This window comes from Cryobacterium sp. TMT1-62 (genome assembly GCF_004403145.1).
GTDB classification, from domain to species: Bacteria; Actinomycetota; Actinomycetes; order Actinomycetales; family Microbacteriaceae; genus Cryobacterium; species Cryobacterium sandaracinum.
The window spans coordinates 28,987-42,787 of the sequence record NZ_SOGZ01000045.1 but is presented as its reverse complement, the minus strand read 5'-3'; the positions used below and the strand labels follow the sequence as shown (position 1 = coordinate 42,787).

General features: G+C 67.8%; 11 protein-coding genes and 1 tRNA gene. 8 read left to right on the top strand and 4 right to left on the bottom strand.

The genetic code is table 11. The annotated features are described in order from the left end of the window. Window positions 1-164: 164 nt before the first annotated feature. Complete coding sequence (locus tag E3T34_RS13145; RefSeq protein ID WP_134343242.1) at window positions 165-839, bottom strand: hypothetical protein; 675 nt, start codon at window positions 837-839, stop codon at window positions 165-167. A gap of 715 nt (window positions 840-1,554) precedes the next feature. Continuing rightward, complete coding sequence (locus E3T34_RS13140) at window positions 1,555-1,788, bottom strand: GYD domain-containing protein (protein WP_134343241.1); 234 nt, start codon at window positions 1,786-1,788, stop codon at window positions 1,555-1,557. Window positions 1,789-2,107: 319 nt separating this feature from the next. On the opposite strand from E3T34_RS13140, the gene E3T34_RS13135 reads away from it, so the two are divergent. Further along, complete coding sequence (locus E3T34_RS13135; protein ID WP_166785902.1) at window positions 2,108-3,673, top strand: DUF222 domain-containing protein; 1,566 nt, start codon at window positions 2,108-2,110, stop codon at window positions 3,671-3,673. A 900-nt stretch (window positions 3,674-4,573) separates the two neighbouring features. On the opposite strand, the gene E3T34_RS13130 is transcribed toward E3T34_RS13135, so the two are convergent. Together E3T34_RS13130 and E3T34_RS13125 are read right to left on the bottom strand one after the other, a co-directional pair. Then, window positions 4,574-4,645, bottom strand: a tRNA-Arg gene (locus E3T34_RS13130). 168 nt (window positions 4,646-4,813) lie between these two features. After that, window positions 4,814-5,467: an iron ABC transporter ATP-binding protein gene (locus E3T34_RS13125; protein ID WP_134343239.1), complete on the bottom strand. Its 654-nt coding sequence runs from the start codon at window positions 5,465-5,467 to the stop codon at window positions 4,814-4,816. A 53-nt stretch (window positions 5,468-5,520) separates the two neighbouring features. Between E3T34_RS13125 and argS the strand changes: the two genes are divergently transcribed. From argS to thrB, 7 genes are all read left to right on the top strand, one after another. Next, window positions 5,521-7,197, top strand: a complete 1,677-nt coding sequence (gene argS, locus E3T34_RS13120) for an arginine--tRNA ligase (protein WP_134343238.1) — start codon at window positions 5,521-5,523, stop codon at window positions 7,195-7,197. 2 nt (window positions 7,198-7,199) lie between these two features. Continuing rightward, window positions 7,200-7,979, top strand: coding sequence for a DUF2993 domain-containing protein (locus tag E3T34_RS13115; protein ID WP_134343237.1), 780 nt, complete (start codon window positions 7,200-7,202; stop codon window positions 7,977-7,979). A gap of 143 nt (window positions 7,980-8,122) precedes the next feature. Beyond that, entirely contained in the window at window positions 8,123-8,410 is a 288-nt protein-coding gene (locus tag E3T34_RS13110) for a hypothetical protein (RefSeq protein WP_104099688.1), read from the top strand. A 207-nt stretch (window positions 8,411-8,617) separates the two neighbouring features. Continuing rightward, window positions 8,618-10,066, top strand: a complete 1,449-nt coding sequence (lysA, locus tag E3T34_RS13105) for a diaminopimelate decarboxylase (protein ID WP_134343236.1) — start codon at window positions 8,618-8,620, stop codon at window positions 10,064-10,066. Further along, a complete protein-coding gene (locus E3T34_RS13100) occupies window positions 10,063-11,400 on the top strand; it encodes a homoserine dehydrogenase (RefSeq protein ID WP_104099690.1) in 1,338 nt (445 codons plus the stop codon). The genes lysA and E3T34_RS13100 overlap by 4 nt, the downstream gene beginning before the upstream one ends. Continuing rightward, the gene (gene thrC / locus E3T34_RS13095) at window positions 11,400-12,521 is read left to right on the top strand and encodes a threonine synthase (protein WP_134343235.1); all 1,122 of its coding nucleotides are present in this window, start codon (window positions 11,400-11,402) and stop codon (window positions 12,519-12,521) included. The genes E3T34_RS13100 and thrC overlap by 1 nt, the downstream gene beginning before the upstream one ends. Continuing rightward, the gene (gene thrB, locus E3T34_RS13090; protein ID WP_104099692.1) at window positions 12,518-13,471 is read left to right on the top strand and encodes a homoserine kinase; all 954 of its coding nucleotides are present in this window, start codon (window positions 12,518-12,520) and stop codon (window positions 13,469-13,471) included. The genes thrC and thrB overlap by 4 nt, the downstream gene beginning before the upstream one ends. Window positions 13,472-13,801: the final 330 nt, after the last annotated feature.

Below are 13,801 nucleotides of genomic sequence, written 5' to 3'. Positions count from 1 at the left end.
CTGGCTCCAGTTCACCAGGCCGGCCGAGCTCGGCACCGCGATTCTGGCGGGCGTAGAGCGCACCGCTTGATCGCGCGGAGCGGGCGGCCAAGACGGAAAATCCAGGTCATCGAACCGAAGGTCCATGCATCCGAGAAATCGCGCTCCCGACCGGGCCGGTGCCGTCAGCCGCCAATCCAGGCGTCCACGCTGATGTCGAACCCGGCAGCGCTGCAGGCCGCGCTGATGTCGAACCCGGCAGCGCTGCAGGCCGCGCTGACACGGGCCAGAGCCTGCCCCCACTCTGTCGACAGCGGATCGATTTGCTCGCTGGCCGACGACGGCAGCAGGCCCTTCAGGGCCTCCACCTGGTCCGCCACCGCAGAGCCGGGCACGGTGTCCACGCGGGCGCTCAGTCGCGCAACGAGCCGTGCGGCTCCCTCGAACTCCTGCTGGGTTGAGGGCTCTGCGAGCAGCGAGCCGTACGCATTGTGCATCAGCGTCACAACGTCACTCACTTGGCCGCAGGTGTCCTCCGCGTTCACGGGATCCGCAGAAGGCGATGCGGTGACGAGCGAGGCATTCGTTTGAGTGCCGACGACGAAACCGACACCCAGTGCGACAAGGATGCTGAGAACCAGGAGGGCGTTGCCGTCGCGTCCCCCGGCGGGCAGCGCAGTCTCGTCGAGTACCTCCTCGAAAAACGGTTGAAGCGAACCCTCGGACGTCCCCCCGTGCATCGTCCGGGGACCAGTCTTCCTCGGTGCCGTCGACTCACCGGGGGAGCGGGGCGGCTGGGTGTTGACCTCGAATTCGGCCGCACGGATCGCGGCGGCGATCGCGGCACGGTCGGCGGCCATCGTGGCCTGCAGCTCCCGCAGTGCGGCGGTGGCCTTCGGATCGCCGACGGAGTCGCCGTTCGCCGAGAAGACGCGCTTCTGGAGGTCGCGCAGCTGGTTTGCCGGGGACGGTGAGCCATCCGGTGCCGCCTCGGCGGGGTGAGTCGCCTACCACAGGGCGTTGAGCACGTTCGTCTCTGCCGAGTAAGCGACCCGAACCGCCGCGAGGTAGGCCGGATCGCGCTGGACCAGCGAGTACGCGTCTTCGGAGCCGTGGTCACGCACCACTGAGAGCCCCCAATCGTCGATTCGGCCAGCATCGCACAGTGCCCGTTCGTTCCCCGCACTGCTTCCCTTTCCGCGTCGCGTGCCGATTCCCCGTCCGCGTCGCCGCCAATCGGCGTCGCGCCGGAACTGCGCCGCTGCGCCCGTTGCGCGCGAGACGGTTGCCGCGGCACCGGCCCGCACGGATGCCGCAGACTGGAGTAATGGAAGAGTTCGCTTTCGACGGTGACGGCCCGGTGTGTCCGGCGTGCGGGGCCGAAATGACCCCCGACGGTGTAGACACCGCTCAGGGGCTCGAGTCCTGTCACCGATGTCCGCGCTGCAGACTGGTCGTCGTCGTTCCGGGCAACTGGGTGGAGTAGGTGTCAGCCGGTAGCCATCCGGCTCGGGGCGTCACCGCATCCGAGTGCCCATGGATGCGCCGCTAGAGCGGAAGAACACCGCTGCAGACCTACTGGCCGGGAGCCCGATACGCCGGCGTTTTCTTGGCGGCGTCGAACGGCTCCGGAACCTCGATGACCCCCAGAACGCCGGTCTCCCCGAAGGCGTAGTAGAAACTCTCGACCGACCCACCCACCGATTTGAGGGCTGCGACCAGCGCCTCCCGACGGCCGGTGCCGCCTTCGCGCATGAGGCCCCTGATGCCCTCGCCCACGTAGTTCGCTCCAAATAGATACTTGCTCATGGTCAGTCCCGTCCTGTGATGTGCAGGACGCGGACATCCGGAGCAATGCCCGAGACCTGTGTGCGGCAACCCGCCGAGGCACGGCAACGACGCTCGGTCCCCGAAGTGGGGCTGCGACACATGGTAGGCCCGCCTGTTCCCGGGGGCAACGGTGCGGCCGCCCAGCCTCAGAGGGCTTTCGACCCGGTGGTCGAGCTGGGCGAGACCCGAAGCGATGCTCCCAAGATTGACAGACAGGACTTCGAAACTCAATCCTCAAAAATCCTCAATTATCTGAGAAACACTCGACTATGTGTTCGTAATGAGGTATCCTCGTAACATGACCGACCTCGCGGAAGACCTCAGGCAGGCGGCCGATGCCGTGGCCCTGCTGGGCTCGTCATGCGCTGACTTCTCGGCCCTTCCTGATGCCGAGGTGTTGGCCGGTCAGAAGCGAATCGCTTCGATCCGCCGTCTCGTCGATACCTATGCTGCCTGGATGGCGGCGACCATCGCCGAACGTTCCCGACCGGAGCTCGGGCACTCGGGTTTGGCGGCGCAGCAGGGGTACCTCTCGCCGGAGGCCCTGATTCAGAACTCGACCGGCTCGTCCAAGGGCGACGCCTACAAGCTGGTCGCAGTCGGCACCATGATGGCCGATGCCGAGGCGGCCGACAGGCTCGTCGAGGCGGCGCTCTCGACGCCCGACGCGGATGCCGCCGAGGTCGCCGAGGTCGAGGCGAAGGTGCCGTGGCAGGCGCCGATCGCCCGGGCCGTCACCGCCGGCACGCTCTCGGTTGACGCGGCCGAGTCGATCCGCGCGGGGCTCGGCCAAATCGATGCCTCGGTCACCGCCGAGAAGCTCGCGGTGGCGCTGGAAGCGCTCCTGGCGGAGGTGTCGTCGCTGAATGCCGATCAGGTGTTCAAGCAGGCGAGACGGATGCGCGACCGGCTCGATGAGGCCGGCATTGCCGCCCGCGAGAAGCAGGCCCACGACGACCGCTACCTGCGGGTCTACCGGCTGGGCAACGGCACCGTACGACTCAGCGGGCTGTTCGCGCCCGAAGACGGCGAGTTCGTGCTCTCCACCTTCGACTCGATCACGGGCCCGCGCCGCGGCGGGGTGCGATTCGTGGACGCAGAGCGGGCAGCCTGGGCAAAGAAGATGCAAGACGACCTCCGCACGACCGAACAGATCGCCGCGGACTCCCTCGTGCAGCTGCTCAAAATCGCCGGCGAGGCCGACCCGGGCCGGGTCTTCGGCGGACGCCGACCCTCGGTGCGCGTGATCGTGACCGAGAAGGCGCTGAAAGGTGGCCAGGCCGGTCAGACCGGTGAGACCGGGCAGCCGGGCCAGACCGGGCCGGCGCCGACGACCGTCCAGACTGAAACGGGCGAATCTGGGCCCGTCGAACCCGTCGAACCCGTCGAACCCGTCGAACCCGTCGAACCCGTCGAACCCGCCGAAGGGGCCGCTCATGGGCAGCTCGAGGGCAACCCGGTCCCCATCTCGCAGGAAACCATCGACCGGCTGCTCTGCGACACCGGCACCCGCGGCATCAAAGTCGACGACAACGGCCAGATCATCAACGTCGGCCGCGACGAACGACTCTTCACCGAGAAACAGCGCGCCGCAATGGCAGTACGCGACGGCGGATGCCTCTGGATCGACTGTGAGAAACCGCCAGCGTGGGCAGAAGCGCATCACATCAACGAGTGGCTCAAAAACAACGGATGTACGGACCTTGCCGACGGGGTACTCCTCTGCCATCCCCACCATCTGCTGCTGCACAACCAGCACTGGACGATCAGCCGCACCGGAACGCAGTACTGGCTTAGGCCACCGATCGAGGTAGACCCCAAGCAGACGCTGGTGGCGTTGCCGAGCAAGAGGGCAGCGCTGTAGCGCTTGGTCTCGACGGGCTCGATCCGCGTCGCGGGAACCTCGAGTGGGTTCCTAACCGGGTCTCGACGGGCTCGACCCGCGTCGCGGGCAGGGGCGGGTCAAGGGGCGGGGCAGTTGCTCCCAAACCGGCACAGGCGATCGACCGCGACGCGGGATGAGCGTGGGTTCCGCGACTTCTCAGGGAGCGGTCCGTGGTTCCCGAGCGAGCGTTCCGGGACTCCCGTGTCTTCTCGTCACTGGCTGAGCAGCAACTCTCTCCCGAACGAATTCGACGGAGATTCTGCCCGAAACTGCCCCAGGAAACCCAAAAATGTGGTTTCAGACCAGAATCTCCGTCGAATCGGTCCACCACCGGGCCCGCAGCTTCAGAGGCGGTAGCGGTATTCTCCGCGTTGCACGCGATTCCGGAGGGGCCGGGGCACGGCAACCACGCTGCTTCCGGATTCGAACGGGGGGAAGGTCTTGGTGGCAGCCGTCCCCGGCCATCGTCTGTAAGTACCGCGGTCTCGAGTCGTTGCGGTGGGGCTCCGACGACGTGCTCCCAGACCCGACCGACCGCCGCGGGCGCCGACGTCCACGTGATCCCGTCGCGCTCCTCAGCTGATCGGCGTACCCATCGGATGGCGGCGGTCCCGTCCCGGTGTGGCTCAATGGTCATCGCTGACCTGTCGGTGGCGCGGGTGACCGGTGCGACCACGGCATAGCGACGCCGAGCCTCGTCGGCGAGGGCTTCATGCCGCACACCTACCGGGTCACGCATCCGGGCGTAGGCGAGCGGCAAGGCATCAGAGTCGGCGGCGAGGAGCTGTGGGCCAGTGTGGGCAAACGGCGTGACAAAACCTTGAGATCGTGTCGCCGATTAGCCCGCGACCCGAGTGTTCGCACGGACTCTGACAGTTGTGCCCCCAGGCAGATTCGAACTGCCGCCCCTGCCTCCGGAGGGCAGTGCTCTATCCCCTGAGCTATGGGGGCCAGGGAAAACACTAGGTTATCAGCATCCGGGCAGGCGATGTTCCGCATCGAGTTCGACGGATGCGGTCGAGCCCGCCCGGCACACCATCCGAACTCGACCGGAAAGGCCGAATTCGGCAGGTTCGGGCAGGTTCAGGTGGGTTCCGCCGCGCGGTCCGCCCGGGCGTGTTACTGCAGGTTCGCGATCGCCGCGGAAACGAGTGACTCGGCGTCGCCCGGCTCGACGAACTCGCTCGAGCCCACCGTGATCCAGTAGGTGGAGGTGAAGACCTGAGCCACACCAATGCCGCCGGCAGCCGAAAAATAGCCCTCGACGGCGGGCGGCGTGCCATACGTGGGAACGATCTGGCTGGAGCTGATGGCATCGTTCTTCAGCTGCGACAGCAGCACGTCGTTGGGCTGGGTCACCGAGACCTCGATCGTTCCGTCGCTGGATTGATTGAGCAGTCCGCAATTCAGCCCCTGGTACTCTGCCGCCGTCTGACCCGCGGCGATGGTCGGCTCGAAACCGGGGGCGGTGCCGTAGCTCGGGTTGAAGGCGTAGACGTTGTCGAGGGTGAGCACCTGGTCGCAGGTAAATGTGACCGGGGTGCCTGCTGCCGTGGGGGTGGGCGTCGGCGTCGCGGTGGGCCCCGGTGTCTGCGTCGCGTCCGACGTCGACCCGGGAGTAGCTGATGGCGACGCTGCCGACGGGCTGCTTTCCGGGGTGGAACCCGAACCGCAGGCAGCCAGCGCCACGACGGCGACCGTGCCGGTGGCAAGGAGAAGGGTGGTGCGCAGGAGCCGTCCGCGCGGGAGTCTGGGCGAGAGGGAGTGAGTCACGCTTGACCTTACCAAGAGGGTTGTCTGTGACCGGGCCGGTAAGCTTGCTAGTCGTGACTCCCGCTGAGCTTTCCCAATCCCTGCTAGACCTCATCCTCCAGTTGAGCGAGCGTCGACGCGAGGCCGGAATCGACGTGACCGACGTCAACCTGACCGGGGCGGATGTCACCCTCGAGCGTCCGAGAAACCGCGACCACGGTGATTGGGCCTCCAGCATCGCGATGAAGATCGCCAAGCCACTCGGCTCCAACCCGCGCGAGGTGGCCGCCGAACTGGCTGCCGGCCTGGAACAGCTTCCTGACGTGGCCTCGGTGGACGTCGCCGGACCCGGCTTCATCAACATCCGTCTCGAGGCCGCCGCCGCCGGCGCACTCGCCAAGACCATCGTCGATGCGGGCCCCGCTTACGGCACCGGGCACCTCTACGACGGCCTCAAGATCAACCTCGAGTTCGTGTCCGCCAACCCCACCGGCCCCATCCACATGGGCGGCGTGCGCTGGGCGGCCGTGGGTGACAGCCTGGCCCGGGTGCTGCAGGCGGAGGGCGCCGACGTCACCCGCGAGTACTACTTCAACGACCACGGCTCGCAGATCGACCGCTTCGCCCGCAGCGTGCTCGCCGGCTACCTCGGCGAGCCCACCCCCGAAGACGGTTACGGCGGCGCCTACATCGGAGACATCGCCGACCAGGTCGTGGCCAGCCACGAAGGCGACATCGCGGTGCTGGCCCGCGACGAGCAGCAGGAAGTGTTCCGCAGCGTCGGCGTCGATTTGATGTTCACCGAGATCAAGGAGAAGCTGCACGGCTTCGGCGTGGATTTCGACGTGTACTTCCACGAAGATTCCCTGCACGAGTCCGGCGCCGTCAACCGGGCCATCGAACGGCTGCGCGAACAGGGCCACATCTTCGAAGAAGACGGGGCCATCTGGCTGCGCACGACCACGTTCGGCGATGACCGCGACCGCGTCATCATCCGTTCCAACGGCGAACCGGCCTACATCTCCGGTGACCTCGGCTACTACCTCGACAAGCGTGAGCGCGGTTTCGACCAGAACCTGATCATGCTCGGCGCCGACCACCATGGCTATGTCGGCCGCATGATGGCCATGGTCGAGGCGTTCGGCGACGTGCCCGGTGTGAACCTGCAGATCCTGATCGGCCAGATGGTCAACCTGCTGCGCAACGGCGAACCGGTGCGGATGAGTAAGCGCGCCGGAACGATCGTCACCCTCGACGACCTCGTCGACGCCGTCGGCGTGGACGCCGGCCGCTACTCCCTAGTGCGCTCCAGCAGCGACACTCAGCTCGACATCGACCTCGACCTGCTCGGCAAGCGCTCCAACGAGAACCCGGTCTTCTACGTGCAGTATGCGCATGCCCGTACCTGCTCGGTCGCCCGCAACGCGGCCACCGCGGGGGTGGAACGCACCGCATTCGCCCCGGAGCTACTCACCCACGACAGCGAATCGGCCCTGCTCGGCGTGTTGCAGGAATACCCGCGCGTCGTCGCGCAGGCCGCCGAACTGCGTGAGCCCCACCGTATCGCCCGCTACATCGAAGAGGTTGCCGGCTACTACCACCGCTGGTACGACAGCTGCCGGGTGATCCCGCTTGGCGACGAACCGATCACCGACCTGCACCGCACCCGGCTCTGGCTCAACGACGCCACCGGCCAGGTCATCCGCAACGGCCTCGGCCTGCTCGGCGTCTCCGCACCGGAACGTATGTAGGCATGGACGCGTCCGCCAGGAAATCCCGTCGTCGCGGGCTCGGGGCGTTCATCGTCGCGGGTCTGGTCGTGGTCGGGCTCGTCGCTGCTTTCTTCTTCGTCGACGGGGGCCTGCGCAGCTACGCCGAGGGCCAGATCGAGCAGGAGATCGCCTCGAACCTGCCCGACACCGTGACCGGGGACGTGGCCGTCTCCATCGGAGGCCTGTCGGTCATCGCGCAGTACCTCGGCGGCAGCTTCGACCGGGTGGCCCTGGAATCAGGCACCCTGACCGTGGACGGCGTGCCGGCATCCGTGCACGTCGTGGCGACGGATGTCCCGCTCGACCAATCCCAGTCCGTCGGCGACGTGCGCGGCATCATCGACCTCGAACCCGACGCCCTCAACACCCTGCTGAGCCAGGCTCTGCCGAGCAATGTCCCCGACGCCGGCGTCGAACTCGGGAAGGACGAGATCAGCTACAGCGGCAGCCTGGAGGTGCTCGGCTTCCCGATCGGCTACCGCGCCTCGGCGACGCCGAGCGTGGACGCCGACGCACTGCTGCTCACGCCGAGCGGTGCCAGCGTCACCTCAGGCGGCGGCAGCATCGATGCCGGCAACCTGCTGTCTCGTGTTCTGGGTGAGGAACCGCTCCGCATCTGCGTGGCCCAGTACCTCCCCGAGGGGGTCACCCTCGCCGGAGTGAACGTGACCGTGGATCGAGCGCGAGTCACGCTGCAGTCGAGCTCGTTGACGCTGAGCCGACAGTCGTTGACCACCCTCGGCAGCTGCACCGCCGGTTGACCCCGCACTTCACGCCCTTGCAGCACGCCGACACGCTCGCACATCGTTCGGACCGTGATCAAACCGGGGCCTGACACGACGCCCGCGGGGTCGTACACTCGAGGTATCCGCCGGTCGCGCATTCGCCTTTTCGAGGAGGCACCATGACGTTGTTGCGCATTCAACACCCCGTGCCCGACTATGGCCGCTGGAAACGTGCCTTCGATCTGGACCCGGCCGACCGCCGCGGATCGGGGGTGATCCGCTACACGATTTTCCGCTCGGTGACTGATCCGAACTTCGTCATGGTCGACCTGGAACTGGGCACCATCCGGGAAGCGGAGAAGATGCTTCTCAAGATGCGGCGCATCTGGTGCAGCAGCGGCTCGTCGGTCATGAGCGACCCGGAGGCGTGGATCGTCGACGTGGCCGAAACTGCCGCGCTGGTCTGATCGCAGCCCGCCCCGCTGCCCAGCCCGCGCAGCCCGCCACGCAGCGGGACGTAACGCGATTCGGCGTGCACCGGCGGCGTTCGCTACACTCGGAACAGGTCCCCGGTCGCAGCCGACGGCATCCTTTCACTGGCTTCAGGGACCAATCCGGGTTCGCTCGCCACTCAGTGAGACACCCACTCGACATTTCCCGTGAGGTTTTCACCCGTGGCCACCAACCCGCTCGCCCCCGACTGGCTTTGCCTGTCCGACGACGCCAATGCGCTCGCCGATGGCCTCTGGCCGGCCACCATCGACCGCACCCCGCAGGGGGAACTCCTCATCGGCGGCTGCACCGCCTCCGCCCTGGCCGCCGAATTCGGCACTCCTCTTTATCTGGTCGACGAAACGGATGCCCGCGCCCGCGCGGCCTCGCTCCGCGCCGCCTTCGAGGCCGAGTTCGCCCGCATCGGCACGAGCGTGCACATCTACTACGCCGGCAAAGCGTTCCTGTCCACCGAGATCGCCCGTTGGATGCTGGCCGAAGGTCTCAACATCGACGTCTGCAGCGGCGGCGAACTCGCCGTGGCGCTGGCGGCCGGCAGCCCGCCGAACCGGCTCGGCTATCACGGCAACAACAAATCCCTGGCCGAGATCGACGAGGCCTGCCGCGTCGGCGTCGGCACCATCGTGATCGACAGCCTGGTCGAAATCGGGCGCGTCGCCGCGGCCGCCGCCCGGCACGGCATCGTGCAGGCCGTTCGGCTGCGCGTGAACAGCGGCGTGCACGCGCACACCCACGCATTCCTCGCCACGGCGCACGAAGACCAGAAGTTCGGCGTGACGCTCGATGACGCCGCGGCGCTGGTGGGCCTCATCCGGGCCGAGTCGAGCCTGAGCTTCCGCGGCCTGCACTGCCACATCGGCTCGCAGATCTTCGGCGCCGACGGCTTCGCCGAATCCGCGTCGCGCCTCCTCGCCGTGCACGCGGCCCTGCTCGCAGGCGGCCCCGTCCCCGAGCTGAACCTCGGCGGCGGCTTCGGCATCGCCTACACCCTGGCCGACACCCCCACCCCGATCGGCGAGCTCGCGGCCAGCCTGGCCGACATCGTCGCCGCGCAGTGCAGCGCCCTCGGCATCCCGGTGCCCGTGGTCGCCTTCGAGCCGGGACGTTGCATCATCGGCCCGGCCGGAATCACCCTATACGAGGTCGGAACCACCAAGTCCGTCGACGTGGCCGGCAACCCGCGCCTCTATGTCAGTGTCGACGGAGGCATGAGCGACAACGCCCGCCCCGCCCTCTACGGCGCCGACTACACCGTGCGGCTCGCCGGCCGCGTGTCGGCGGCCGACCCGGTGCTGGTGCGCCTCGCCGGCAAGCACTGCGAGAGCGGCGACATCGTCGTCGACGCTGACTATCTCCCCGGCGACGTGGCCCCGGGCGACCTGGTGGCCGTCGCGGCCACCGGCGCCTACTGCTGGTCGCTGTCGAACAACTACAACTTCCTCGGCCGGCCGGCCGTGGTCGCGGTGGCCGGCGGCATCCCGCGGATGCTGGTGCGCGGCGAGACCATCGCCGATCTGCTCGCCCGCGACACCGGGGTCTCGGCCTCGACCGGCCCGACCACCGGCTCGACCACCGGCTCGACCGATCTACCGAAGGAACCCGCCCGATGATCGAATACCGCAATCTGCGCGTCGCACTGCTGGGAGGCGGCTCCGTCGGCGCTCAGGTCGCCCGGCTGCTGCTCGAAAACAGTGAAGAACTCGCCAACCGGGTGGGTGCCAGCCTCGAGCTCGTCGGCATCCTGGTGCGCGACGTCGACGCCGAGCGCACCGTCGAACTGCCCCGCGAGCTGTTCACCACCGACGCCGAGACCCTGATCCTCGGCGCCGACGTCGTCATCGAGTTGATGGGCGGCATCGAGCCCGCACGCTCATACATTCTGATGGCGATCAACTCGGGGGCGGATGTCGTCACCGCCAACAAGGCGTTGCTGGCCACCCACGGGCCCGAACTCTTCGCCGCCGCCGACCAGGTCGGTGCACAGCTGAAGTACGAGGCGGCCGTGGCCGGTGCGATCCCGATCGTTCGTCCGCTCGGCGAGAGTCTCGGCGGCGACCAGGTCAACCGCATCCTCGGCATCGTGAACGGCACCACCAACTTCATCCTCGACCGGATGGACACTGAGGGGGACACCCTCGAGGAGGCTCTCGCCCTGGCCACCGACCTCGGCTACGCCGAGGCCGACCCGACCGCCGACATCGGCGGGTACGACGCGGCGCAGAAGGCGGCCATTCTGGCCAGCCTCGCCTTCCACACGACCGTGCCGCTCGCATCCGTCTACCGCGAGGGCATCACCGCCATCACGCCCGCGCAGATCGACTCAGCCCGCAAGGCCGGCTACGTCGTGAAGCTGCTCGCCATCTGCGAACGCCTCGTCGACGCCGAAAGCGGCCAGCAGGGCGTCTCCGCCCGGGTCTACCCGGCCATGGTTCACCGCAGCCACCCGCTCGCCTCCGTGCACGGCGCCAACAACGCGGTTTTTGTCGAAGCGGAGTCGGCCGGCAGCTTGATGTTCTACGGCGCCGGCGCCGGGGGAGTGGAGACGGCGTCCGCCGTGCTCGGCGACCTGGTGTCACTGGCCCGCCGCCACATCGCCGGTGGCCCCGGCGTTCCCGCGTCCCAGCACGCCGACCTGCCGGTCTTCGACATCGGCCAGATCGTCACGCGCTACGCCGTCACCCTGGAAGTTACCGACGAACCCGGCGTTCTCGCCACGCTCGCCAGCGTGTTCAGCGACCACGGCGTGTCCCTGGCCCTGGTCGAGCAGTCGATGACGCCGGCCCAGCCGGGCACCGCGAGTCGCTCCGCCGTCTCCGCCACGGCTACCCTAGTTATCGGAACGCACGAGGCTACGGAGGCCGCCCTGGCGGCCACCGTGACAGACCTCGCCGCGAACAGATTTGTCACCAATGTCGCATCCGTTTTGAGAGTTGAAGGAGCCTGATGTCCAGCGAACGAGAGACTCTGCCGAAACCAGTCGTGAAGACGGCTTCCCGGCAGTGGCGCGGCGTGCTGCGCGAGTACGCGGACCGCCTCAACATCACGGATGCGACGCCCATCATCACTCTCGGCGAGGGGGGCACCCCGCTGATTCCGGCTCCGGCGCTCTCCGTTCGCACGGGCGCGAAGGTCTGGATCAAGTACGAGGGCATGAACCCGACCGGTTCCTTCAAGGACCGCGGCATGACCATGGCCATCTCCAAGGCCGTCGAAGACGGTGCCAAGGCCGTCATCTGCGCGTCCACCGGCAACACCTCCGCGTCGGCCGCCGCCTACGCGACCCACGCCGGAATCCAGGCCGTCGTGCTGGTGCCCGAGGGCAAGATCGCCATGGGCAAGCTCAGCCAGGCCATCGCACACAACGCGCAGCTGCTGCAGGTGCAGGGCAATTTCGACGACTGCCTCGACATCGCCCGCGACCTCTCCGCGAATTACCCCGTGCACCTGGTCAATTCGGTCAACCCCGACCGGATCGAAGGCCAGAAGACGGCCGCCTTCGAGGTCGTCGAGGTGCTGGAAGACGCGCCGGACATCCACATCGTCCCCGTCGGCAATGCTGGCAACTACACCGCCTACACGCGCGGGTACACCGAAGAGCTCGAGCGCGGCGCCACTACGAAGCTGCCGCGCATGTTCGGGTTCCAGGCTGCTGGCAGCGCCCCGATCGTGCTCGGCCACCGCGTCGACCACCCGGAGACCATCGCCAGCGCCATCCGCATCGGCAACCCGGCATCCTGGGACCTCGCCCTCGCCGCGCGTACCCTGACCGACGGCTACTTCGGCGCGATCAGCGACGAAAAGATCCTCGAGGCCTACCGCATCCTGTCGGCCGAGGTCGGCATCTTCGTCGAGCCGGCCTCCGCGATCAGCGTCGCCGGCCTGCTCGAACGCGCCGAAGCCGGGCTCATCCCGGCCGGCTCCACCGTGGTACTCACGGTCACCGGCCACGGTCTGAAGGACCCGCAGTGGGCGCTCCGCACCGCAGACGGCTCCGACGTCAAGCCGACCATCGTGCCTGTCGACACCGCCGAAATCGCCAGCGTCCTCGGGCTGGTCCAGAAATGACCATCGCCGAGGCCCTCTCCGGCAAGTCGGTGCTCTCGGGCCGTTCCGTCACCGTGCAGGTGCCGGCGACCACGGCCAACCTCGGCCCCGGCTTCGACACCCTGGGTCTGGCCCTGGCACACCACGACCACCTCCAGGTCTCCGTTCGCGATGAGCCGGGCGTCACGGTCGAGGTGCACGGCGTCGGAGAAGGCGTGGTGCCCACCGATGAGACCAACCTCGTCGTGCGCGCCCTCATCCACGCCTTCGCCGCTTACGGCCAGGAACTGCCCGGACTGAACCTCGTTGCCCACAACGAGATCCCGCACGGCCGCGGCATGGGCTCGTCCGGCGCCGCCATCGTCGCCGGGATCATGGCCGCGAAGGGCCTGCTCGAGGGCATCGTCGACATCGACGCGGAGGCGCTTCTGGCCCTCGCGACTGAGATGGAGGGGCACCCCGACAACGTGGCGCCCGCCCTGTTCGGTGGTCTCACGATCGCGTGGATGACACCCGAGGGACCGCGTCACAAGAAGCTGATGGTGCACCGCGGCGTCAAGCCGCTCGTGTTCGTTCCGGAGCACGCCATGTCCACGGCGCTCGCCCGCAGCCTGCAGCCCGAGAGCGTGCCGCACGAAGACGCCGTCTTCAACCTGTCGCGCTCGGCCCTGCTGATCGCGGCCCTGATTCAGAGCCCCGAACTGCTCCTCGCGGCCACCGAGGACAAACTGCACCAGAGCTACCGTGCCGCCGCCATGCCGGAGACCAACCGGCTGATCACCCTGCTCCGGGAGCACGGCTTCGCCGCCGTCGTCTCCGGCGCCGGCCCATCGATCCTGGTGCTGGCCAGTGACCCAGGGCAGCGACTCGTCGCGGCCGAGCTCATCGCCGCCGAGTCCGAAACGCCCTGGCAGGCGCTGATGCTGGCCGTCGACGTGCTGGGTGCAACCGTCACCCGCACCGAGCGTTAGAGAAGCGAGTCCGAATCGATCGGTTGTGTCGCTCCCGGTCGGTCAGTCGACTGCACCGCCCGGGCAGTGTTCCTCGCAGGCGCAGCGCCCGATCCGGTGGTGAACCAATTCGACGGAGATTCTCGTGTGAAACCGCTCTTTCGGGTGAATCAGGTGCGATTTGGGCAAAATCTCCGTCGAATTCGTTCGGGACGCAGGCCGGAGCACCGAGCCGGTTGGACCCGGCAGCGGTGAATCATCGCTGACGGCTGTGAGGACTCACTCAGGTCAAGGAGTATCTGAAAGCCAAGGACACGCCGTATCCGGTCGGTCCTCGGCGTTCTTACGTTC

What these genes read in the sequence shown, in the direction of transcription:
- E3T34_RS13145 (WP_134343242.1), bottom strand. Translation starts at nt 839, where the DNA reads ATGGCCGCCGACCGTGCCGCGATCGCCGCCGCGATCCGTGCGGCCGAA.
- E3T34_RS13140 (WP_134343241.1), bottom strand. Translation starts at nt 1,788, where the DNA reads ATGAGCAAGTATCTATTTGGAGCGAACTACGTGGGCGAGGGCATCAGG.
- E3T34_RS13135 (WP_166785902.1), top strand. Translation starts at nt 2,108, where the DNA reads ATGACCGACCTCGCGGAAGACCTCAGGCAGGCGGCCGATGCCGTGGCC.
- E3T34_RS13115 (WP_134343237.1), top strand. Translation starts at nt 7,200, where the DNA reads ATGGACGCGTCCGCCAGGAAATCCCGTCGTCGCGGGCTCGGGGCGTTC.
- E3T34_RS13110 (WP_104099688.1), top strand. Translation starts at nt 8,123, where the DNA reads ATGACGTTGTTGCGCATTCAACACCCCGTGCCCGACTATGGCCGCTGG.
- E3T34_RS13100 (WP_104099690.1), top strand. Translation starts at nt 10,063, where the DNA reads ATGATCGAATACCGCAATCTGCGCGTCGCACTGCTGGGAGGCGGCTCC.
- thrC (WP_134343235.1), top strand. Translation starts at nt 11,400, where the DNA reads ATGTCCAGCGAACGAGAGACTCTGCCGAAACCAGTCGTGAAGACGGCT.
- thrB (WP_104099692.1), top strand. Translation starts at nt 12,518, where the DNA reads ATGACCATCGCCGAGGCCCTCTCCGGCAAGTCGGTGCTCTCGGGCCGT.